General features: G+C 56.2%; 7 protein-coding genes. 5 read left to right on the forward strand and 2 right to left on the reverse strand.

Annotated elements, in window-relative coordinates; genetic code table 11:
- Positions 1-702 precede the first annotated feature (702 nt).
- The 5 genes from ACIPDS_RS15770 (at position 703) to symE (ending at position 21,821) form a co-directional block, all read left to right on the forward strand.
- A complete protein-coding gene (locus ACIPDS_RS15770; RefSeq protein ID WP_400737695.1) occupies positions 703-16,062 on the forward strand; it encodes a BapA/Bap/LapF family large adhesin in 15,360 nt (5,119 codons plus the stop codon).
- Between the two features lie 409 nt (positions 16,063-16,471).
- Positions 16,472-17,920, forward strand: coding sequence for a TolC family outer membrane protein (locus ACIPDS_RS15775; RefSeq protein ID WP_400737698.1), 1,449 nt, complete (start codon positions 16,472-16,474; stop codon positions 17,918-17,920).
- Positions 17,917-20,094 carry a type I secretion system permease/ATPase gene (locus ACIPDS_RS15780; protein WP_400737701.1) on the forward strand — a complete coding sequence of 726 codons (2,178 nt, stop codon included), beginning with the start codon at positions 17,917-17,919 and terminating at the stop codon, positions 20,092-20,094. Before ACIPDS_RS15775 ends, ACIPDS_RS15780 begins: the two co-directional genes overlap by 4 nt.
- Positions 20,075-21,331 carry an HlyD family type I secretion periplasmic adaptor subunit gene (locus tag ACIPDS_RS15785; protein WP_400737704.1) on the forward strand — a complete coding sequence of 419 codons (1,257 nt, stop codon included), beginning with the start codon at positions 20,075-20,077 and terminating at the stop codon, positions 21,329-21,331. Before ACIPDS_RS15780 ends, ACIPDS_RS15785 begins: the two co-directional genes overlap by 20 nt.
- A gap of 166 nt (positions 21,332-21,497) precedes the next feature.
- Positions 21,498-21,821: an endoribonuclease SymE gene (gene symE, locus ACIPDS_RS15790; protein WP_400737707.1), complete on the forward strand. Its 324-nt coding sequence runs from the start codon at positions 21,498-21,500 to the stop codon at positions 21,819-21,821.
- A gap of 62 nt (positions 21,822-21,883) precedes the next feature.
- Here the strand turns inward: symE and ACIPDS_RS15795 are convergent, their stop codons facing one another.
- Both ACIPDS_RS15795 and ACIPDS_RS15800 read right to left on the reverse strand, forming a co-directional pair.
- Complete coding sequence (locus ACIPDS_RS15795; protein WP_400737710.1) at positions 21,884-22,876, reverse strand: hypothetical protein; 993 nt, start codon at positions 22,874-22,876, stop codon at positions 21,884-21,886.
- Positions 22,877-23,493: 617 nt separating this feature from the next.
- A complete protein-coding gene (locus ACIPDS_RS15800) occupies positions 23,494-25,518 on the reverse strand; it encodes a hypothetical protein (RefSeq protein ID WP_400737713.1) in 2,025 nt (674 codons plus the stop codon).
- Positions 25,519-25,634 lie beyond the last annotated feature (116 nt).

The raw sequence follows: 25,634 nt of genomic DNA on the forward strand, positions 1-25,634 counted from the left end.
GATATATCATACGCTAATTACTCTATCACTATGATTTAGGTTAAGTTTTTAATTACATCGGGTTTAGGATTATTCTGGATTTTTATTATATTTTATTTTTATACTCAATAAAAACAATCAGTTAACATTTAACCACTTCGTAAAGTGAGATCTAAACTCGTTATCTTTCAACGGTACATTCACGCCAGAATTATTAGTGTCTACACTCGTATAAACAGTCATTCATAGTCCGTCTTGCGATTTTACACATAACAACAATTCCTGATTTTTTGTTGTCTCTGGACACGAAAAACATGATACCCGTCGCAGACTAGCTGACTAAAACATGACGTTTTGCGGATCGTAAACTTTCCTCACGTGCAGGCAATAGTTTTACCACCCGTTAATTAATGACAAATAAAAATTAACCTTATAAAGCTTATTTATATATTCGCTTTATAAAGCGAGGGCTAAGTTAATGATTCCTTCTACAATTTCTACGCAAGCGTAATTCGCTTAGCGTAGAATAGTTAACAAGGGTAATCATTACGCACCTGAATATAATTACATTTAATTGATTTTATACATTTTTTTGTTACTGGTGATATTTTCGCGTCCGCGCGATATGTCGTCATAGCTTGTTTCGTCTGTTTTTCACCGGGATATATTTCGAGGTTGTGCACAGCAACCAATTCATCTCTGCTTTGTGACGAGGTTCTTCATATGGCTAATATTTCAATTACTGCCCGGAGCGGCGCCGCTACCTCCAATGTGACAGGTGCCGCTGCAAGCGTGGTTGCGCCTAGCATCGTAAAATTACAAATTAGCCCGCAGGATATCGCCGCGCTGAACCGTTCAGGAAACGACCTGATCATCACCTTGCATAACGGTGAAAAAGTTACGATACAGAACTATTTTGTGGTCGATGCCGAAGGCCACGGCAGTGAACTGGTCTTTGAAGATCAAAATGGGGCGCTGTGGTGGGTGCAAGATCCCGAAGCCGGGCTGCACTTTAAGCCGCTGGCTGATATTGATGTCCTGCTATTAAACGAGGGCCACAGCGAAGGCGCCGCACCTTGGGTGCTGGGCGCTCTGGGCCTCGCGGCAATTGGCGGCGGTATTGCGCTGGCCTCTGGCGGCGGCGGTGGCGGTCATCACCACCAGGAAGGTGACGCGGACGCGGATGCTGACGCAGATGCGGACAGCGACGCTGACGCCGATGCGGACTCCGATTCCGACGCGGATGCCGATGCAGACAGCGACGCCGATGCCGATGCAGACAGCGACGCCGATGCCGATGCGGACTCCGATTCCGACGCTGATGCCGATGCAGACAGCGACGCCGACGCCGATGCGGACTCCGATTCCGACGCTGATGCCGACGCCGACAGCGACTCCGATGCCGATGCGGACTCCGATTCCGACGCGGATGCCGACGCAGACAGCGACTCCGACGCCGATGCTGACTCAGATTCCGACGCTGATGCCGACGCCGACAGCGACTCCGACGCCGATGCGGACTCCGATTCCGACGCTGACGCCGATGCCGACAGCGACTCCGACATCACCGAAGTGGACAACGTTCTAAACCTCGTTATCACCGATGACGTGGCACCGATTGTCGGTGCTATCGCCTCGGGTGGCGTGACCAACGACAGCACCCCAACCTTTAAAGGCACCGCGCTCGCGAACTCCACGGTCACCATTTACGATGGCGATACCATCTTAGGCACCGTCAAAGCCGACGCTACGGGCGCATGGAGCTTTACGCCGGATGCCTTGTCCGATGGCGTACACCAGTTCGCGACCACCGTTAGCTTTGGCGGCTTCACCAGCGCCAAGAGCGCAACATTTGTGGTGACGATTGATACCCACGCTCCTGATGCCATTACCCTGCTGGTTGCCACCGATAACCACGCGCCGGTATTAGGCACCATCACGGAAGGCCAGACCACCAATGACAACACGCCGGTCCTCAGCGGTAAGGCTGAAGCGGGCAGTACGGTGAATATTTACGACGGTACTACGCTTATCGGCACCACCGTCGCCGATGCTAACGGCAACTGGGGTCTGGAACTGACGACCGTACTCGGTGAGGGTGCGCACAGCCTGACCGCAAATGCCACCGATGCCGCCGGGAACGTAGGGCCAAGCACCGGCGCGCTAAACTTCACGGTGGATACCGTGACGCCAACCGCGATGGCGGAATTTGACGTTACCGATGACGTCGGCGCCCAGCAAGGCCTGCTTGGCAACGGGTCGACCACCGATGATTCCACCCCTACCTTTAGCGGCGCTGCCGGAAGTACCGAAGGCGGCGTCACCGTCAGCATCTACGACGGCACCACGCTGCTCGGCACGGTGACCACCGCGCCGGACGGTAGCTGGAGCTTTACGCCAGACGCGCCGCTGGCAAGCGGCGATCACACCTTCACCACCACGGTGACGGACGCGGCGGGTAACGTTAGCGACCCATCGCCGGGCTTCGATCTGACTATTACGCCGCCTTTCAACCTCATCTCCGACATTACGGCCACCGATGACGTTGCGCCGATTACCGGCACGCTGGCGAACGGGGCGATGACCAACGATGACACGCCGACGTTTAGCGGCAAGGCTCCGCCTCTCGCTATCATCACGGTGTACGATAATGGCGTAGCGATAGGGACGGTTACCGTTATCGATCCGCTCGGCAGCTGGCAATTTACCCCGACTCAACCGCTGGGTGAAGGTTCTCATAGCTTTACGTTCTCAGCGAATGGCGGCCCGCAGACTGAACCGTTTGAACTGACCGTGGATACTACGGCGCCAAATCCGACGGGGAATTTAACGGTAGTAGACGATCTCGCGCCTGAGATCGGTCAACTGAAAAGCGGTGACGCCACCAACGACGGCACGCCAATCATTAGCGGCACCGCCGAGCCGGGCAGCACGGTGACCCTCTATGATGGCGGCGTCGCCATCGGCACGGCGGTCGTCGGCGCCGACGGAAAATGGGGCATCACCCCGGGCGTCGCGCTCAACGATGGCACTCACAATCTCACCACCACCGTGACCGATGGTGCGGGTAACATCAGCGCACCATCCGCAGGCTTTGTGCTGATTGTCGATACCGTCGCACCAGATCCGGTCACCGGGTTTATCGCCACCGACAACCGCAATCCGGTGGTGGGCACCATTATCGCCGGTGAATCCACCAACGACAGCACGCCGCTGCTTAGCGGACAGGCAGAACCTGGCAGCACCATCATTATTTACGACAAAGGCGTCGAAATTGCCCATACCACCACCGACGCGAACGGTAACTGGGGGCTGGAGCTGACCACGCCGTTAGGCGACGGGCCGCACGGCCTGACCGCCGTGGTGGTCGATGCCGCGGGCAACGCCAGCCAGCCGACGCCGGAACTGGTCTTTAGCGTCGACACCGCATCACCGATTGGGGCGTTTAACATTACGGTGACTGACGATGTGGGCCCGGTACAGGGCAAACTGACCAGCGGCAGCACCACCGATGACACCACGCCATCGTTCGCAGGCCGCGCCGAACCAAACAGCACCGTCAGCATTTACGACGGCAGCACTCTGCTGGGCCAGGCCACCACTGACTCAAGCGGACGCTGGAGCTTCACCCCGGGCGCGCCGCTCAGTGAAGGTCAGCATCAGTTCACCACGGTGGTCAGCGATGCGGCGGGTAACGTCAGCCCATCTTCCCCGCCGTTTACCCTGAACATTACCCCTATCGCCGGGCCAATCAGCGGACTGGTGGTTAACGACAACGTCGATCCGGTTCAAGGGCCGCTTGCCAACGGCGCCAGCACCAATGACAACACGCCGACCTTTAGCGGTAACGCTGCGCCAAACAGCACGCTGACGGTCTACGACAACGGTCAACCGATCGCGACGGTTAGCGTGGATGGCAGCGGAAACTGGAGCTACACCCCAGGCACCGCGCTGGGCGAAGGCTCGCACAGCATCACCTTCACCGTCGATAATGGTAGCGGCCCATCGGCACCGTCTGCGCCATTCGTGGTGACGGTCGATACCGCCGCCCCGGATGCGGCAGCCAATATCGTGATTGTCGATGATAAAGCACCGAGCGTGGGGCTGATTGCCAACGGCGGCCTGACCAACGACACGACCCCGATTATCAGCGGCACCGCCGAGCCGGGGAGCACGGTCACGATTTATGACGGCAGTAACGTTATCGGTACGGTCAAAGCAGGCACCGACGGGCAATGGGGCTTTATCCCGACCGCGCCGCTTGGCGACGGCAGCCATACCATCACCACCACGGTGACCGATGCGGCGGGTAACGTCAGCGCCGCTTCACCGGGTTACGTCCTGGTCGTCGACGGTACGGCACCGGATGCGGTGACGATGTTTATTGCCACCGATAACAAAGATCCTAACGTCGGCACCATTGTGTCGGGCGAAGCCACCAACGACAACACGCCGATTCTGAGCGGTAAAGCGGAAGCCGGGGCGCAGGTCATTATCTACGACGGCGAAACGGAGATTGCACGCGTCACCGCCGATGCGAAAGGAAACTGGGGTCTGGAGCTGAGCACACCGCTGACCGACGGCCCACACAGCCTGACCGCCGTAGCGGTCGATGCGGCGGGCAACGCCAGTGCGCCAACGGCACCGCTGGAGATTATTGTCGATACCGTTGCGCCGGCCGCCGTGGGCGATTTGCAAGTCATGGATAATGTTGGCATCCAGCAAGGCGAATTAATCAACGGTTCACTCACCGATGATGCTACGCCAACCTTTAGTGGTAGCGCTGAGGCAGGGACAACCGTCAGCATTTATGACGGTGGAACACTGCTCGGAACCGTACAGGTCGACGGTAGCGGTAAGTGGGAATTCACGCCTGATGCGCCGCTAAACGGCGGGTCACACAGCTTTACTACCACGGTGACGGATGCCGCGGGTAACGTTAGCCCAGCATCACCGCCGTTTACTCTGCTAATTGTGCCGCCTGCGGAAGCGGTCACGGTGACGCTTGTTGTTGATGATGTGTCCCCGGTGACGGGAATAATTCAGAACGGCGGGACAACCAACGATAACCAGCCGAACTTCTTTGGCACGTCAACGGGCTACACTCTCGGCAGCACCGTTGATATCTATGATAAAGGGGTTCTGGTCGGGTCGGTGGTTGTTACTATTCCAGGAGGCAACTGGTCCTGGCAACCGGGCAGTTCATTATCTGAGGGAAACCACAGCTTTACCTTTGTACTGAACAATTTTGGTACTTTGTCGCCACCTTCGCAGCCGTATGTGCTTGACATTGATACCACCGCTCCCGACCCGGTCGGCAATCTGACCATCGTCGATGACAGCAGCCCTGTTATCGGCCAGCTGGCAAGCGGCGACGCCACCAATGACAGCACGCCTATCATCAGCGGCACCGCTGAACCGGGCACGACGGTGAATATTTACGACAATGGCGTACTGATTGGTACAACGACGGTGGGCAGCGACGGCCAGTGGGGCTTTATCCCAGGCTCACCGCTCCTTGACGGTACGCATCAGATAACCACGGCGGTGGTCGATGCGGCGGGCAACACCAGCCAGATTTCACCACCGTTTGTGCTGGAGATTGACGCTAGTATTCCATCCGTCGTCACCGGCCTTGTGGTGTTTGACGATAAAGCGCCGGGCGTCGGTCCGCTGACTAACGGCGACAGCACCAACGACAATACGCCAACCTTAAGTGGCCAGGCGGAAGCCAATGCGATCATCACCATTTACGACGGCAGCAAAGTGCTGGGTACCACCCAGGCAGACGGCACCGGCGCATGGTCGTTCACGCCAACGCCTCCGCTGGGCGATGGTTCGCACAGTCTCTCAACCACGGTCACCGATGCGGCGGGGAACACCAGTCCGCACTCGCCTGACTTTACTCTGACCATCGACACCACCCCACCAGCGGTGATTGGCGCGATTACCGTGACCGCCGACACCGGGGTCGTGGAGCCGGGCACCAGCACCAAAGACACCACCTTAACGCTCAGCGGCACCACCGAACCGAACGCCACCGTCACCATTTATGACACCGATGGCATCACGGTACTGGGCACCGTACAGGCGGGCCCAACCGGAGAATGGTCGGTAGCTATTGCGCCTATCAGCGAAGGTTCACACACCATCACCGCGACCTCCACCGATGAGCTGGGTAACGTCAGCGCACCGTCGCAACCGACGGTGGTGGTTATCGATCTGACGCCACCGCAGCCGATCGATGCGATCACCGTGACCGACACCCGCGAACCGAACCTGGGAGCAATCACCGCCGGGACTGAGATTAACGATAAGTCACCAACCCTCAGCGGCACCGCCGAGGCCTATAGCACCATCAATATCTATAACGGCTCGACGCTGATTGCCACCACCCTGGCGGACAGCGACGGTCACTGGAGCGTGAAACCCACCTCGCCGCTGGCGGATGCGGATTACACCCTCACCGCGACGGCGACCGACCAGGCAGGCAACGTCAGCACTGCCTCCCCGGGCTTTAGCTTCACCGTCGATACCACCGCGCCAATTATGACCAACCTGACCGTCTCCGCCGACGGCACGCTGCTGGCAGATGGTGCCCGCACCAACGACACCACGCCGACGCTCAGCGGCGTCAGTGAAGAAGGCGCGAAAATTATTGTTTACGATACCGACGGCACCACCGTGCTGGGCACCACCGTTGCTGGTGCTGGCGGGATCTGGTCGGTCGACCTGCCAACGCTTGGCGAAGGCTCGCACACGCTGACCGCCACGGCGACCGACGCCGCTGGCAACACCAGCGTGGTTGCCTCCTCAGTCGACGTCTTTATCGACCTGACTGCCCCATCAACGCTCACCACCATTACCGTTACGGATAACGTGCTGCCGGGCACCGGCACCGTCACCGCCGGGAGTGATATTAACGATCCGTCACCGACGCTTAGCGGCAGCGGTGCCGAGCCAAACAGCATCATCAAGGTCTATAACGGGGCAACGCTGATTGGCAGCGGCCAGGCCGATGGCAATGGCGTCTGGAGCTTCCAGCCAACGACGCCGCTGCCGGACGGTAACTACAGCCTGACCGCCACGGCAACGGATTCGGCGGGTAACGTCAGCCAGCCTTCTCCATCCTTCGGCTTTACCGTCGATACCGCCAAACCGGACACCATCACCGCGCTGATAGTGACCGATAACGTCGCGCCGGTGATTGGCAACGTGCCAAACGGCGGCAGCACCAACGACACCACGCCAACCTTTAGCGGCAAGGTAGAAGCGGGCGCTACGGTAACGCTGTATAACGCGGGCAGTACCACACCGCTGGCGGTCATCGTGGCAAACGACGATGGCACCTGGAGCTACACGCCATCCGCCCCACTCCCGGAGGCGACCTACCGCATCACGGCAACGGTGACCGACCTTGCCGGAAACGTCAGCGATATCTCGACCGAGTTTGTGCTGGTGGTGGATAAAACGGCACCATTAACCGCGCCGACCTTCACCATTGACGACAATGTCTCGCCAAACCCAGGGCCGGTTCTTAGCGGCGGCAGCACCAACGATCCAACGCCAACCTTTAACGGTACCGCTGAACCGGGCAGCACGGTGACGATTTATAACGGCACCACGGTTATCGGCACCGCTGTGGCTTCCACGCCGGACGGGATCTGGACCTTTACCCCGAACGGCAACCTGATTGACGGCGAATACAACCTCACCGCCACGGCAACCGATACGGCCGGTAACGTTGGCCCGGCCTCAACGCCGGCCTTCACCCTGATTATCGACACGGTGGCACCGGACAATGTGACCAACCTGACGGTCAGCGATGATGTCGCACCGGTGACCGGCCTTATTACCAACGGCGGCAGCACCAACGACGACACGCCAACCTTTAGCGGGCGTGCCGAAGCGGGCAGCACCATCATCTTCTACAACAACGGTAACGAGGTGTTGGGTACCGCCGTGGCGGATAACAACGGGATCTGGACATTTAGCCCAACGCTTGATGACGGCAATTACAGCATCACTACCACCGTGACCGATAAAGCGGGCAACGTCAGCACCGCGACGTCGCCAGCCTTTGCGCTGACGGTGGATACCGTTAACCCGGATCCTATTCTCTCCATTAAGATCACCGACCACGTATTGCCAGACACCACGACCGTCGACAATAACGAAGCGACCAACGACACCAAACCGACAATCAGCGGGACGGCGGAAGATAACAGCAGCGTCATCCTGTTTGATAACGGCAAATGGATAGCCACCATTCCGGTCAGTAGTACCGGTGAGTGGAGCTATACCCCGACGGTCGACCTGACCCAGGGTTCGCACAGCTTTACCACCATCGTGCAGGATGCGGCGGGCAACCAAAGCACCGCATCGCCACCGTATGTGATTATCGTCGACAGCATCGCGCCTGATCCAGTCACCGGCCTGCTGGTCAACGATAACGTGGATGCTTATACCGGTAATCTGGCGAATAACGCCCTGACCAACGACGCCAAACCGACCTTCAGCGGCCACGCGGAAGCCAATGCGGTGGTGACGATCTATGATGAACTTAACAACAAAATCGGGGAAACGCAGGCCGATGGCAACGGGCAGTGGAGCCTTGAGCCAGATAATGATCTTGATAATAAGCAGTACACCTTCACGGTGGTAGTGACCGATGCGGCGGGCAATGTGTCCACCGACAACCCAACCTTTACCCTGACCGTGGACACCGTTGCTCCAGCGCAGGCCGGGCCGATTAGCGCCACCGATAACGTGGATCCGCAAAGTGGGCCGTTTAATTCTGAAGGCTTCACCAACGACACCACGCCAACGTTTAGCGGCGTCGCGGATCCGGGCAGCACCGTCACCATTTATGATGGTGTGAAGGTGCTGGGCACGGCGACCGCTTCAACTCCGGGTGGCAACTGGACCTTTACGCCAACCACGCCGCTTGATGAAGGGCAGCATACCGTCACCGCCACGGCGACCGACGCCGCAGGCAACGAAGGGCCAGCCTCGCCGCCGTTTAACTTTACCGTCGATACACAGGCACCGGCTCCGGTGGCGGATCTGGTGGTGACCGATAACGTCGCCGGTGGAATCGTGGGGCCACTTATCGCAGGCGGCTTCACCAACGACAATACGCTGGTGCTGAGCGGCACAGCCGAGAATGGCAGCAAGGTCAATATCTATAACGGCAGCACGCTGCTGGGGACAGTAGATGCCTCGGCAACCGACGGCAGTTGGACATTCCCAACGTCGACGCTGGCGGACGGTACCTATAACTTTATCACCACCGTCACCGATAAAGCCGGTAACGTCAGCGGCCCGTCGACCTCGTTCTCCGTGACCGTTGATACGGTTGATCCGGGTAAACCGGGGGATATTATCGCCTCCGACAACGTGCCGTTGTATGAAGGCACCATCCCGGCGAACGGACTGACCAACGACCGGACGCCAACGCTTAGCGGCGTGGTGGAAGGCAATGCGCTGGTGACCATCTACCGCAATGGGGTAGCGGTAGGCACGACCACCGCCGATGCATCCGGTCAGTGGAGCTATACTTCTCCGTCGCTTGCGGATAACACCTATACCTTCCATATCACGGCAACCGACGCGGCAGGCAACGTCAGCGTGGATTCGAATGATAAGGTGCTGCAAATTGACGGCACGGCGCCAGCGGCTATTTCGGTACTGCTGGTGACAAGTGATCCGACGGGTCTGACACCTGTTACCGGGGATAACAACCGCCCATACTTTACTAGTGCGGCTTTGACCAATGATGTCGGGTCGACCGTTAATATTTACGATAATGGTGTTCTGATAGGTAGCACAACCGTGGGCGCACTTGGGGTGTGGGTGTTCAGACCTACGGCCCCGCTGGGCGACGGCGATCATGTATTTACCACCACCGTCGTGGATGCGGCAGGTAACGAAAGCCCACCAAGCATTGGGGTAACGCTCGACATTGATACCACCGTGCTAAACGGCGGTATTTCCAACCTGGTGGTCAACGACAACGTTGGAACCATTCAAGGGCCTATCGTCAGCGGTGGGGTCACTGATGACAATCAGCCGACCTTTAGCGGTAAAGCGCCGGCAGGGAGCACTATTTCCTTCTACGACAATGCCAATCTTGTCACCCCTATTGGCACAGCAACCGTTGATGCTAGCGGTAACTGGACATTTACACCGACCGGGACGCTCGGCGATGGCGTGCATCTTATTTCAGCCGTCGTCAACAACCCATTGCCGCTGACGGGGATCACTCCGCTTATCCAGTTCACCGTCGATACCACGGTGCCGGTTGACGTGACGGCTCTGGTGGTCACCGATGATGTGGCGCCAGGCATCGGCGCGCTGACCAGCGGCGATACCACCAACGACAGAACCCCGACCTTCAGCGGTTCAGCCGGGCTGCTGGAAATTGGCAGCACCGTTATCATCACCGAAGGCACAACCGAAATTGGCCGCGCAACGCTTGGCGCAACCGGCCTTTGGACTATCACCCCAACCACGCCATTGACCGATGGACCGCATAACTTCGTTATCAAAGTTGTCGATCAGGCTGGCAACGCCAGCCCGGGGACTAACTTTACCCTGACGGTCGACGCCACCGCGCCAAATCAGGTCACCGCCTTTACGGTGAACGACGATGTTGCGCCAAACGTCGGCCCAATCAGTCAAAATGGCTTTACCAACGACACCACGCCAACGCTTACCGGCGCGGCGGGCAGCGCTGAGGCGGGCAGTACCATCCGCATCTATGACGGCGCGCTGCTGGTTGGCACCACAACGGCGCTGGCAGACGGTTCGTGGTCGGTCACCACCTCCCCACTGCTGAACGGCGGTCATAGTCTGACCATTACCGCCACCGACGCCACGGGTAATATCAGCAATCCGTCGACACCGTTCAACTTTACCGTCGATACCGTGGCACCAACGCCGATTCTGGCGCTGTCGGTTTCCAACAACGTGGGAACTCCGGCGCTGGCGAGCGGCGCATTTACCAACGACAACACGCCGATTATCAGCGGTCGTGCCGAAGCCAATAGCACCGTTAATGTGTACAACGGCGCGACATTGATCGGCACAACGACGGCGGGAGCGGACGGAACCTGGAGCCTGGCACCGTCATTGCTGGGCGACGGCACCTATACCCTGACGGCCACCGCCACCGATGCGGCGGGCAACGTCAGCCAGGCGTCACCATCCTTTAGCCTGACCATCGACACCGTCGTACCGACTACGCCGCTGGCCTTTACCGTCACCGATAACGTCTTGCCGGGGACCGGTGCCATCACCTCTGGCAGCATCATTAACGATACTCGTCCGGTGCTCACCGGTGCGGCAGGCAGCGTCGAAGCCAACGCGCTGGTCTCGGTTTACGACGGCACCACGCTGCTGGGCACCACCCGGGCGCAGGCTGACGGTTCGTGGGCCTTTACGCCACTGCTGGCGCTGGGCAACACCTCGCACGCGCTGTCCATCACCGCCACCGATGCGGCGGGTAACGTTAGCGCTAGTTCACCGGTCTTTAACGTCACGGTGGATACCGTTGCGCCTGTTACCCCGGGCGTCATGACCGTGACCGACGATGTGGGGACAATTGTCGGGCCAGTGGCTAACGGCGGCGTGACCGACGATCTCAGGCCGCTGCTGAGCGGTACGGTAGAACCGGGCGCGACGGTGAAAATCTACGATAACGGTGTTCTTCTGACCACCGTCACCGCAGATGGCACCACCGGCGCATGGACCTTCCAGACCACCACGGATCTGCTGCCGGGGCCTCACAGCCTGTACGTGACGGCAACCGATGCTGCCGGTAACGTCAGCCTACCGTCGCCGGTGTTTGGCTTCACTGTCGATAACACCGCGCCGCCGCCAATTCTGGCCTTCACCGTTACCGATGACGTTTCACCGGTGACCGGTCTGTTGGCGAGCGGGGATTCCACCAACGACAACAAACCGACCATTGCCGGACTGGGCGCAACGCCGGGCGCGACGGTTATCATCATGGATGGCACCGTTGAACTGGGTCGCACCACCGTCAATGCGCTGGGCGGCTGGTCGTTCACCCCGACCGATGCCATGAGCGACGGGCCGCATAGCCTGACGCTGCGCGTGTCTGACGCCGCAGGTAATCTCAGTGCGCCAACCACCGCCTTCACCCTGACGGTGGATACCGTCACCCCAACGGTCGGCGCGATACCTATTGTGAGCGACAACGTCGGCGCGGCTCAGGGCGATCTGACCAGCGGTGCACGCTCGGATGACAACACGCCAACGCTGCGCGGGACGGTTGAGCCGAATGCTATCGTTAATATCTATGACGGTAACACCCTGCTTGGTAGCGTTGTCGCCGATGGTCTGGGCGCATGGAGCTACACGCCAGCCGCGCTGAACGACGGGATTCACCGCTTCAGCACCACGGTGAGCGATGCCGCAGGCAACGTCAGCGACCGTTCGCCGGTGTTCACTCTGACCATCGACACCACCCCGCCGGTGGCGGCGACAAATATCACGGTCTCCGACAACGTCGGGCCAGTGATTGGCCTTGTCGCCAACAACGGTTCCACCAACGACAATACGCCGACGCTCAACGGCATGGCGGAAGCGAACAGTACCGTCACCATCTACAACGGTAACGCGATACTGGGCACCGCTCAGGCAGATGGCACCGGCGCATGGACATTCACGCCGAATGCTCTGCTGGACGGTACCTATGTGCTCTCCACCACCGTCACCGACCAAGCCGGCAACACCGGGCCGCGCTCGCCGAACTTCACCATTACGGTGGATACCGTCGCTCCGGCGACCCTCGGCGCGCTGACGGTGACTGATGATGTGTCACCGGTCACCGGCACTATCGGCAACAACGGGAACAGCAACGATAACCTGCCGACCATTGGCGGCGTGTCCGAAGTCGGGGCCACCATCACCGTTTACGATGGCAGCAAAGTGCTGGGTACCACCGTTGCGGGCGCGGGCGGGGTGTGGAGCTTTACACCAACGGTGCCGCTGGCAGATGGGCTGCACACCTTCACCGCTATCGCCACCGATGCGGCAGGCAACGTCGGCGGTACATCGCCGGTGTTTACCCTCAACATCGACACCGCAGCACCGGCGGCCATTACCGGCCTGCTGGTGACCGACGATGTCGCGCCGGATCTGGGCAACCTGACCTCAGGAAGCATCACCAACGACACGCGCCCAACCTTTACCGGCGTGGCGGAGGCTAACAGCACGGTCAATATTTACGACGGAGGAATTCTGGTCACCACGGTGACCGCAGGCGCCAACGGCCAGTGGACGTGGACACCAGCGGCAGCGCTGACCAGTACGCTCCACAGCTTCACCTTCAGCGCCAGCGATGCGGCAGGTAACGAAGGGCCGAAGACACCGGCGTTTACCCTGACTATCGATCCAACCATCGGTACGCAGGTACTGACGGCGGTGAACGACGAGGCGGGGCTGACGTTGACCACTTCTATCCAGCAGGTAACCGCGCCAACCAACACCACCGCGCAAAACCTCAACGTGCTCAATCTGGGCGTCGGCGATCTGCTGACGGTCAATTTGATTCAGACCAATCAGTTGCCTACCTTCCATGTTGATGAAGGCGCATCGCGTACCCTCGCCTTGCAGGCTAGCGCGGGCGGGGTGACGCTGCTGTCGACCTTTGATTTGTATATCTACAAGTCCAACGGCGACGGCACCTACAGCATGTACCAGCGTTATGACGATTTCCTGCGGGTTCTGCTGTTGGGCAACGTTTCCGCGACGCGCAACGTCACGCTGCCAGCGGGCGACTATGCGCTGTTCCTGAAGGCAGATGATGGTCTGTCGTTACTGACCAGCAGCCAGCTTAAAGTGACATCCGATGTGACGACCGGCGTGTTTGTCGATACCGCAAGCGGCACCACCACCGGTAACGTGATGACCGGCGTGGGCGGCGGCGGCATTGATAGCACACCAAACGGCACGGTGGTCAGCGGCGTGAGCCTGGGGTCGTCTACCAGCTTCAGCAGCGTGGCCGCCACCGGTAACACGGTAATTAACGGCACCTACGGTACGCTCACCATCAACGCACAAGGGGACTACTCCTATGCGCTGAAAGCGGGCGTGTCACCGTCGAGCATCACCGGGCCAGAGGTGTTCACTTACCAGATTAAGGCCCCGAACGGTTCGACCAGTAACGCGACGCTGACTATCGACCTCAACCTGCCGAACCTGCACGCCAACAGCGATGTGGTGACGCTGGAAGTGGATCCGGTGGCGGCTGATGTGACAACGCCGGGGGTGAGCAACTCTTCACTTGTGCTGGCAAGCGTCTCGCTGGGAAGCGTTCTGGGTGCCAATATCAGTACCGGCGGGCAGTTGCAGTTTGACGTCCCAACCGGCGCAACCCGTACCTTCACGCTGAACGGCAACGTCACAGGAGTCGCACTAGGCGCTACCTACGACCTGTACATTTACAAACTTAACCCAACCACCGGGCAGTACGAGCAAAATAGCTTTATCAATGACTGGATCAAGGCACCATTGCTGGTCGGCAACACCACGCAGAACTTTACGCTGGCTTCCGGGCACTATGTGTTCTTGCTGAAAGCGGACGGTCTGCTGTCAGTCGCTACCTTTGCGAACATGACCACCAGCAACGACGTCACCCACACCTTCCAGGCGGCGGTTGAGTCAGTCACCGGTAACGTGATTACCGGGGCGGGCAACACCAGCGGCGGCGTTGATGTGGCACCGGCGGGCACGGTAGTGAGCAACGTCAACGGCGTGGCGATTGCCGCCACCGGCAACACCACGATTGCCGGCCAGTACGGCAACCTGGTCATCAACGCTCAGGGCGTTTACACCTACACCCTGAAAACCGGGCAGCCAGCGACCGCGCTGGGTCAGGAGACCTTTACCTACGCGATCCGCAACGGATCGTCGGTGAGTACGGCGACGTTGACCATCTCGCTGCCATCGGCTGGAACGACGACCTTTGCGGCGCAGTCGCTGATGACCACCAGCGCGCTGCTGGCAGACGAAAGCGTGGTGCAGGAAACGACGCTGATGCGCACGGCGGCGCAAAGCGCAACGCTTGCAGCCACCGCCACCGAAACCCTGGTCCATACGGCGCTGGTGCTGGAGTTTGCTTCACTGCCAACCGCCAGCGGCAAAGCGGATTATCACCTGCTTGATGCCCAGGGCAATCTTGTCTCCAGCGGTACGCTGACCACCGATAGCACCACGCTTACCGCCAGCATCGCGCTGGATGGCGCGGCCTCGCATAGCGGCCCGTTCCAGGTGGTGCTGCTGGATACCGCCGGTCACGTGCTGAATACCGATTTCAGTACGGTTCAGACCAGCGTTGAGGTGACGCCAGAAGCCGCCACCGCAGGCGTGACGGTGGAAGGGCAAATCGCCGAAATCACCGTCGGCTCGCTGTGGAGCAACATCACTCTGAGCAATGAGAGTGGTCAGCAAATCAGTGAAGTCGTCGGCAGTGGGAAAACGCTGAGCCTTGAGGGGCTGTACGGCACCCTGACGCTGCATGCCGACGGCAGCTACAGCTATACCCTGCGTGAAGGGGTGAGCGTGGCCGACCTGACGCAGCGCGAGCAGTTCGACTACACCCTCAAAGCCCAGGACGGTACGCTGAGCCACGGCAGCCTGACTATCGATCTCCACCCACATGTTGAAGGCAGCGACAAAGCTGACACCACCGTCAGCAGCGCTTACGACGATACCTTCACTCTGGGCCACGGTAGCGACACGGTGATATTCAATTTACTGGATAACAACGACGCGACCGGCGGCAACGGACATAACAATCACTGGACTGATTTCTCAGTTAGTGACGGGGATCATATAGATATCAGCCATCTACTGAGTGACTGGAGTGGTAAATCTGAAGATCTCGGCCAATATTTATCTATTGAGCACACAGCTTCAGGCGACACCGTGGTCTCCATCGACCGTGACGGCGAAGGCAGCAAGTACCAACCGACGCAACTTATCACGCTGGATGGCGTGCAACCGACGCTGGAGGAACTGCTGCATCACGACGCAACGGCAAACCACGGATAACAAAAACCCCCGGCGTCACGCAGTGAAGCCGGGCTACACAATCGAGCAAAAACCGTAGCCCGGACGAGGCGTGGCAACGCCGACTCCGGGAAACTCCCGGCGTCACCGCATTCGCCGGGCTACATAATTGAGCACAAATTGTAGGCCTGATAAGCGCAGCGCCATCAGGCAGGCCCGCGCAGGTGCCGGATGGCGGCGCTGCCTTATCCGGCCTACAAAGCCGTAAACCCACTTTGCCGTGGGTTTACGGCTGTTTTACAGGACGGTTTCACCTCAGGAGCTTCACCCTCCGGTCTCGTTGGTTTACCCATGGAAGGTATGTGGTGGCGAGTCGCGGATATTCATCAATAGTCATAAAAAAAATAACGGTCTCAACAGACCATCATAATGATTTTATTGGGGAAAGAAGATGGGAAAGCAAAATCAAAAGCACACACGCCTGCTTTGGCTAGTCGCCTGTATCCAGCCATTTCTATTATCTGACGCCTGGGCCGTATGGGGCTCGCCGGAGGCGGAAAACGCCCGACAAATTAATCCGCAAAAAATCGTCGTCGAAGATGAACTGCCGAACCTAAAAGGCCGTGACCCGGGTATGGCGATGGCCGCCGCGCCCCCCGCCGTCCTCACCGTCAACCAGGCCGTTTTACGCGCCGTGCAATGGTACCCGGACATTGGCACCGAAGCCGGGAAGCTGTTTACCAGCGCCTCGAAGGTCGACGTCGCCCGCGCCAAATACTATCCGCAGATCAGCGGCGGCATGAACAACAGCGTCACCAACAGCTACTCCAACAATAACGACTACGTCCCATCGTTAGTCCTCTCGGTCTCGCAGATGCTTTACGACTTTGGCAAAGTCGACAGCTCGGTGCGCGAAGCCAACGCCGAGGTGGCGGCGCAGCAGGCGACCGTGCTGTTAAGCATTGATAAAATCGCCCACGATACCGCCGCCGCGCTGGTGCAGGTACAGGGATACCAGGAGCTGGTCGCCATCGCCAGCGAACAGCTTAACTCCCTGACCCAGCTCGGCAAACTCGCCAACCAGCGCAACAGTGAAGGCGCCAGTTCCCTCTCCGACGTGGTACAAACCGACGCCCGTATCGAAGGTGCGCGGGCCACGCTCACCCAGTATCAGGCCAGCCTCGAACGCTGGCGGGCGACGCTGATTACCTATCTGGGCTGGAACAGTATCGGCACGGTGAGTAACGAATTCCCGACCTCGCTGGGCAAATCCTGCCACGCTGCGGACATTAACGACCAGCTCGTCCCTTCCGTACTGGCGGCACGCGCGCGGGTCAATCAGGCCGCCGCGCAGCTCGCCGGGGCCGAAGCGCAGATGAAACCGACCATTTCGCTGGAACCGGAGATCACCCACTACCTGAACGACCGCTACTCCAACAGCGACCGGCTCGACCGCACGCAATACGCCGCCTATGTGCGGGTAAAAATGCCGATTTATCAAGGTGGTGGCCTCACCGCTAACCGCGATGCCGCCCAGTACAGCCTCGATGCCGCTACCACCGCGGTGCGCAGCGCGCAGCTTGAAGTGCGCCAGCAGTTAAGCGCCGCGCAGAACGAGTCCATCAGCCTCGAACAAGCCTTACAGATCCAAACCCGCCAGCAGGCGCTGACGCAAAAAACCCGCGAGCTGTACCAGCAGCAATATCTCGACCTCGGCTCGCGCCCGTTCCTTGACGTGCTGAACGCCGAGCAGGAAGTCTACCAGGCGCGCTTCACCCAACAGCAAACTGAAAGCCAGCTGCGCACCTTGCAGCTTGACTGCCTGTACAACACCGGGCGCACACGCCAGCAGTTTGCGCTTAATAACCTGTCCATTCAGGGCGTGGAGATCCAACCATGAGCGGCACCGCACGTGTTACCGAGCAGGAACTGCTCGATGCCAAAGCTCTCAATGCGTGGGTAGCGGCGATAAGCCAGGTGGCGACGCACTACCGTCTCACCTTCTCCCCCGGCGGATTACAGGCGATGGCCCGCTGGCAGTTGGGTAAACCGCTGGCGACAGCGCTCAAAAACATGGCGCGCCACATTGGGCTTTCCAGCCGCATGCTCGACGATAAGCTCGACGATGCCACCGGCTGGCGCTTGCCGCTGGTGGTGCAGCTCAAAGACGGTCAGGTGGCGATCATTCACAGCTTCGACGGCGAGGCCAACGTCGGCGTCAGCTTTAGTCGCGACGCCGACCTCATCACCACTCAGCCTTTAACTGAACTGCTGGCAGAGATCCGTCACGTGGTCGCCTTCCGTCCGGCAGCGATGGCGCGCGACAGCCGCACCGAAGAGTATCTCGCCCACTTTGATCCCGGCTGGCTGCGCCAACTGGTGATGGTCAAAATCAAACCTTACTGGCACGTGATGCTGGCGTCGCTGGTGATTAACGTCCTGTCGATGGCCGGGATTTTATTCTCGATGCAGGTCTACGACCGGGTGATCCCCGCCCAGTCTTACCCGACGTTGTACGTGCTGTTTATCGGCGTGCTGATTGCCGTGGCCTTTGGTTTCGCCATGCGCCTGATGCGCAGCCACGTCACCGACATTCTCGGCAAGCAGGCCGATATGCGCATCTCCGACCGGGTATTCGGCCACGCGCTGCGCCTGCGCACCAGCGCCGTCCCCCGCTCCACCGGTAGCTTTATCTCCCAGCTCCGCGAACTGGAGTCGATTCGCGAGATGGTCACCTCCACCACCGTTTCGGTGATTGCCGACCTGCCGTTCTTCTTCCTGTTCCTGCTGGTGATGGCGATTATCGCCCCGCAGCTGGCGTGGATTGCGCCGGTCGCCGCCATCATCATGCTGGCGCCCGGCCTGCTGTTGCAAAGAAAACTCGCCGCGCTGGCGCAAGAACACGTGCAGGAATCGACCCTGCGCAATGCCGTGCTGGTGGAGAGCGTACAGGGGCTGGAGGACATTAAGCTGATGCAGGCGGAGACCCGCTTCTTGCAACAGTGGAACAGCTACATTCGCATCACCGCCCAGACCGGCATGAAAAGCCGTCGCCTGACGCAGGGTCTGCTGGCCTGGGGCACCACCATTCAGGGGCTGGTGTATGCGGTGGTGATTGTGGTGGGCGCACCGATGGTTATCAACGGCGACATCACCACCGGGGCCATTGTCGCCGCCTCGCAGCTCTCCTCGCGCATGATTGCGCCGATGGCCGCGCTGGTCGGCGTGCTGGCGCGCTGGCAGCAGGCCAAGGCCGCCAAATCCGGCATCGACAGCATTATGCAGCTGCCGGTGGAGAACGGCGAAGACTCCCAGCGCCTGCACCGTGACGTGCTGCATGGCAACTACCAGTTCACCGATACCGCGTTTCGCTATCGCCCGGACTCTCCAACCGTCCCGCTGCGCGTCGGCAAACTGGAGATTGTCGCCGGAGAGCGCATTGCCGTGCTGGGCCGCAACGGCGCGGGTAAATCGACCTTCCTGCAAGCGCTGATTGGCGGCGTACCGCTGGAGCAAGGCGAGCTGCGGCTCGACTCGCTGAGCCTGCCGCACATTGACGTCGCCGACCTGCGCCGCAACACCGGCCTAATGACGCAGAACGCCCGGCTGTTCCACGGTTCGCTGCGCGACAACCTGACGCTCGGCGCACCGCAAGCGCGCGATGAGGAGATTATCGCCGCGCTGGAGATGTGCGGCGCGGACATCCTGGTGCGTAAGCTGCCGCACGGCCTCGATCATGTGGTGATGGAAGGCGGGCTGGGGCTTTCCGGCGGGCAACGGCAGTCGCTGCTGCTGGCGCGCCTGATCCTGCGCGACCCGAACATCGTGCTGCTCGACGAACCGACCGCATCGCTCGATGAGCACACCGAGCGCGACTTCCTCGACCGCCTGGGCAACTGGCTGGCGGGCCGCACGTTGATTATCGCCACCCACCGCAGCGCGGTGCTCTCCATCGTCAACCGGGTACTGGTGCTCAAAGACGGCGCGCTGGTGATGGATATGCCAAAAGAACAAGCGATGGCGCGCAAAGGCGCGGATGTTGCGGAGGTGAATAATGAAAGACGACCAGCCTGATTTGGCGGTAATTCCCTCAGAACCGGCGCCGATCCCGACGCCCGCCAACGCCCGGCCACTAAACTGGACGCGCGACCACGGTGAAAATGATTTTGATAACCACAGCCTTTCACGCTCCGGCCATATCATCACCATCAGCGGGCTGCTGCTGATTGTGGCGTGGATCTGGGCGTCGTTCGGCACGCTGGACGAAGTCTCCACCGGCACCGGCAAAGTGATCCCCAGCTCCCGCGAGCAGGTTTTACAGTCGCTGGACGGCGGCATTCTGGTGGCGCTGAACGTGCGCGAAGGTCAGCGCGTCGAACCGGGTGAAGTGGTCGCCCGCCTCGACCCAACCCGTTCCGCCTCGAACGTCGGCGAGAGCGTGGCACGCTACCAGGCCGCACTCGCCGCCAGCGCCCGTTTATCGGCCGAGGTGAACGAACTGCCCCTCACCTTCCCCGCTGAACTGAACGCCGTGCCGCTGCTGGTCGCCTCCGAGACCCGGCTGTATAAGCTGCGCCGCAGCCAGTTCACCGACTCAAAAGCGCGGATTGATGATTCGTTGAAAGCGGTGGACAGCGAGCTGGCTATCACCCGCAGGCTGGCGACCACGGGGGCGGCGAGTAATGTGGAAGTGCTGCGCCTGGAGCGCCAACGCTCTGACTTGCAATTAAAGATCCTCGACCTGCGCTCGCAGTATCTGGTGCAGGCGCGTGAGGAACTAGCGAAAGCCACGGCGGAAGCCGCGTCGTTATCTGAGATCATCAAGGGGAGAACCGACAGCGTGACTCGCATGACGGTGCGTTCACCGGTGAAAGGGATTGTGAAGAACATCAAGGTGAACACGCTGGGCGGGGTCATTCCGCCGAACGGTGAACTGATGGAGATTGTGCCGATGGACGATCATTTGCTGATCGAGACGCGTTTGTCGCCGCGCGATATTGCGTTTATTCACCCGGATCAGGCAGCGCTGGTGAAGATCACCGCGTACGACTATGCGATCTACGGCGGGTTAAAGGGCGTGGTCGACAGTATTTCGCCGGATACAATCCAGGATGAGGCCAAGCCGGAGATTTATTATTACCGGGTGTTTATCCGCACCGAGAATGATTATCTGCAAAATAAAGCCGGGAAGCGTTTTAATATTGTGCCGGGGATGATTGCAAACGTGGATATTAAGACCGGTGAGAAGACGGTGATGGATTATATGGTGAAGCCGTTTAATAAGGTGAAGGAGGCGCTGAGGGAGCGGTAATGGGTTATTTATTACGGTTTCCAGTTTGGTATTGATTCGTACTTTTGTTGAGCTGGTTTTAGGTGTTGTGACTGGGTATATTTACAGTGTTATTTAGCGCGATGCGGGAGTGGTGGAACACTCCAGCATCGCTGATCACAACAACTATTTACCAGGAATAGCCATCATGACTAACGTCGATTGTATTGCAGATTCGTTTGATCCAGAAGTGTCTCCAGAGAATAAGCGCCACCTAACCGTGAGTTATGCGAGCCGTCATCCAGATTACCAGCGTATTCCCGCGGTGATGATGAAAGGCGCATGGCTCGAAGCGGCGGGGTTTAGCACCGGCACGAAGGTGGAAGTGCGGGTGATGAAGGGGTGCATGGTGCTGACGGCGATAGAGCCGGAATCGGACGAAGTGCAAGGGATGATGCGGGCGGTGGGGAAGCTGTCTGGTAGGAAGCAGAGGCAGGTTAGGGAGTTTATTGGGGTGATTGGGGGGAAGTAGGTTTTTAAACCTGATGGGGCTACGCCGCAGACCAGTTTTTACAGGCTGCGGCGATGTAAGATTTATAGCTTTTCGACGATAAAACCATCGCGGCGTACAAAATCAATTAAGCGCCCAATATTGCCCAAACCCCACTGATTGGAAATTGCAATCTGCTCGCCTGAAGGCAGGTCAATGACCGCATCTTCATTCATGTGGAAGCGATTTTTTCTCGATTCTGGAATATTATCCACTAAAGCAATCGTGCGACTCTTCAGCACGTCATTCAGTTTGAATTTCAATTCATTGAAGTCCTGCGGCTCATGCTTTGCGATCCAGTCGGTAAAGAGTTCGAGGGCCAGTTTTCTTTTATTGAAAATCACTCCATTGTATTTATATTCCGAATAGTCTTTTTCTGACTTCAGGCTGCTGATATCCTGCTCGGCTCGTTTTTCTCTAAACTTCACCTGATATTCTTCAAGTTCTGGCACGGGGATAATCTGTTCTGCATTAATTAACACCTCGCCCTTAAAGTTGTAAGGCGTGAGGCGCACGCAACGGATATCAACACCTTTATCACGCAGCCAGATGGCGGTGGTGGTCAGTTCTTTACTAAAATCAGCTGAAGCGAGGACGATTCGAATATCCTTACCAAAATCACTGAGTTCAGTGTCTTCGAGATCGACAAATTCGAGGATCTTTTCTTTCGCATTGCCCTCTTCGCCGATCTTCTGCATATACGACTGATAATACTCACAGGCTTTGGTAAAACTCATTGTAGAGATCATCGCCGCATATCTCAGCGCCTGAAGCTCCATATGCGCACCGATTTCATCACGCTTTAGCTCAATAACGACAAGATTGGCCTGTTTATCAATGGCTAGTAAATCGATGCGGCGTCGACTGTCCTCCCAGTCCGAGAACTCTTCGGCAATTACCAGGCAATCAGGAGCAACAATCCCGACATGTTTCTTAATGGCTTCCTGTAAGTCGTAGCGTTCTTGTAATTTCTCTGATGAGAAGGTGGTTTTATCGAGTCTGGAGAGGGTTTTGTCAGAGATATTGTAGAGCGGCATTTCAATTCCTTTGATTGAGTGAGCTGTAGGAGGCATGCTGACATATTTGCTAATGTGGGATTATTCTACAACCGCATTAGATGTGCTAATAGTTTGATTACTAAGTTTTCAGCGTGATATGGATTCGACGCCAGGCGGAGACTGACAATGGTACTATGGCAGCATCTGTGAGTATCATCAAAACTGGTTAAATGAAATACAGTCATTCATTGATCCGCCGAAAAAAGCTAATGGTGCAGAGCCATGATTATTGCCAGATATATTCTGTCTTTGTTGGTGAAGGCAGGACTCGAATTTTAGACACAAAGACTAATACCAATATAGTTAATAAGTTGAAAAATAATTTTATCTGCACTTTTCCCCATAAATTCAAATACGTATGAAATAGACATCACTAATATGCAAAGAGCTATATCAGCAGCTCACAGATATAACCCTCAAGAAAGGACATGAATTTACGTCAATTTAATAATTGACATTTAATAAAATATAACCCTTATAAACAATTACTGCTTGCAATAAAATCTTTATCTTTATCTTTATCTTTATCTTTATCTTTATCTTTATCCAAATTTTATTGCCCCTGAATGTTTTTCAAAATTAAAAACATGAAAGGTCTATAACATAGCAACAGATTCAGTACCATCTTTTTTTATTACAGTTTCAAACGCAGGCCATATATCAAAAAATGGATAAGAGAAATTTACTTTTCCGCACTGAACATTATATGATAACTGCTTTACTCTTTGACGCCTTGCAGTAATAGATGGTAATTCATTCAAAAAGCCAAGCATTTTATCAATAGTAATCTCACCATGGTAAAAATGGTCACTTTCGGGACTTATCTGTATACGTATTCCATTTTTCAATTCAGTAGTTACACTCACCATACGATCAATAAAACTATAAAATGCTGTTTTATCCACAACAAAGCATCCCTCTCGATGATATATCCCCCCAAACACCGAAGTTGTGACAATCATTTTATGAAGACCCTTCGGCTTCCACCCAGCAGGTAAACCCAGAGCATCACGGACCAATTCTAATTGAGCCGAATAATAATTGGCGTAACGCGTCACTTGTTTAATCCAAGAGGATTTGGTTTTTAGCCCAACAGTATCACCATTAATATTCACAAGAGTCTGGTAATAGCGATTAAAATGTACCGGATGTCCATTAGATTTCAGCTCCACAAAGAATAAATGATCTTGAATCACCATTGCGCAGTCACAGTCATAATCTTTTCGAACTGATAGTTGAGCAGCACAAATTTTAGAACCCCTGACCCTCTGGATAAATTCTCGTTCGTGAGTTTTCCCCTTATCACCAATTGAAATGTTTTTTGCACTAAAAAGTGATAGTAGAGAACGGGTTACACAACTCATTGAAACTATGGAAGGTAACATACAAAGACCATCTTTACATGGTAGTAACGGGCAATCATTTATATCTAATGCTTTGTCATCAAATGTAAAGTAATCGGTGATCAATGCCGCAGTAACGTAAGAAAGACCTCCCTCGACGAAAAATAGTATCCACTCATCGCGAGTATGATAAATAACCCAATCTTTAAGTTGCAAGGTTCCGGGCGTTGTTCTGTTGAAGCGTTGGTCCATCTCCTGTTTCGCTATCGCCACTAACATTCCATATGCATGTATCCATGCATAAATATTCACCCCACCATACTCAATATATAAATCTTCTGGTGACATATTTTCCATTTCACTAAAATAGGCTATGGAGAAAAAATCATTTTCATTAACCCAATTAGGAACTCTCGGTTTCAGCTGTTCAATGAAATTAGGATTTTTTTCCAAAATCTTCTGAATTTCATAATAGACACCAGTGCCTCTCATGGTAAATCTTGAGCGTGCAATCTCATAATCTTTATAAGTACAACCTTCATCCACTTCTAATGAAATATTATTTAAATCTAAATAGTTAAATTTTCCATGACAAAACCGAAAAAGATCGCTGATACGATTAAGTGAATCATAATCATCCCACTCTTTTATCCAGCAACCTGCATTTCTTACTGTTTTATCGGGACAATGATACTCGAGGTCAAGAAGATCAGAGTGCCGTAACTCTTTAAATAAGTTACCAGTATAACTACACACTTGATCAAATATCATACTGACTGATTTTACATTATGTGGAGTGATATCTTCCGAGAGTGGAAGTCCATGCATTCTAAATACGATGGGGAAAATTGACTCAAGTCGGCTACTTGGTATGTTATCAAGGAGTGAGCGCATAACACTCAGACTTATTTCAGAAAAGATTAAAAATGCATTAAGATTATGTTCTTCTGCCCTATAAAAACGCGCCTTCATAATCCTTATACGTCTAAAGAAATCATTATATGCCACATGTATAGTGCGGCAGTCCTTCTCCATTTTTAAAATCTCATCATAATTAGAGGGAAAACGGACTAGAAGCAGATAGATACATTGACCAAAATAACGTGTATAATCATCTTCAGACTGTTCAGTAAAACGGTTATAGTAAAGTGCTGAGATTTTTAGAACATTCAAAGCTGGCTTAATGTCTGCTTTATCGATCCATCCCTGAAAAAAAACAACAAATTTCTCCGCATCTTCGGCTAATTTTTTTATCGCCCGAGCATTATAATAACTCATTTAATTATACCATTAACAATATATTATTGTATCATAAGTATGTAATAGAATAGCCTTTGAATGCTAGTATTTTCTATTAAAAAATGACTATCCAAACGGTCATTCACACTCTGGCT

Source organism: Kluyvera sp. NPDC087067 (assembly GCF_044745165.1).
Lineage (GTDB): Bacteria > Pseudomonadota > Gammaproteobacteria > Enterobacterales > Enterobacteriaceae > Kluyvera.

What these genes read in the sequence shown, in the direction of transcription:
- ACIPDS_RS15770 (WP_400737695.1), top strand. Translation starts at nt 703, where the DNA reads ATGGCTAATATTTCAATTACTGCCCGGAGCGGCGCCGCTACCTCCAAT.
- ACIPDS_RS15775 (WP_400737698.1), top strand. Translation starts at nt 16,472, where the DNA reads ATGGGAAAGCAAAATCAAAAGCACACACGCCTGCTTTGGCTAGTCGCC.
- ACIPDS_RS15780 (WP_400737701.1), top strand. Translation starts at nt 17,917, where the DNA reads ATGAGCGGCACCGCACGTGTTACCGAGCAGGAACTGCTCGATGCCAAA.
- ACIPDS_RS15785 (WP_400737704.1), top strand. Translation starts at nt 20,075, where the DNA reads ATGAAAGACGACCAGCCTGATTTGGCGGTAATTCCCTCAGAACCGGCG.
- symE (WP_400737707.1), top strand. Translation starts at nt 21,498, where the DNA reads ATGACTAACGTCGATTGTATTGCAGATTCGTTTGATCCAGAAGTGTCT.
- ACIPDS_RS15795 (WP_400737710.1), bottom strand. Translation starts at nt 22,876, where the DNA reads ATGCCGCTCTACAATATCTCTGACAAAACCCTCTCCAGACTCGATAAA.
- ACIPDS_RS15800 (WP_400737713.1), bottom strand. Translation starts at nt 25,518, where the DNA reads ATGAGTTATTATAATGCTCGGGCGATAAAAAAATTAGCCGAAGATGCG.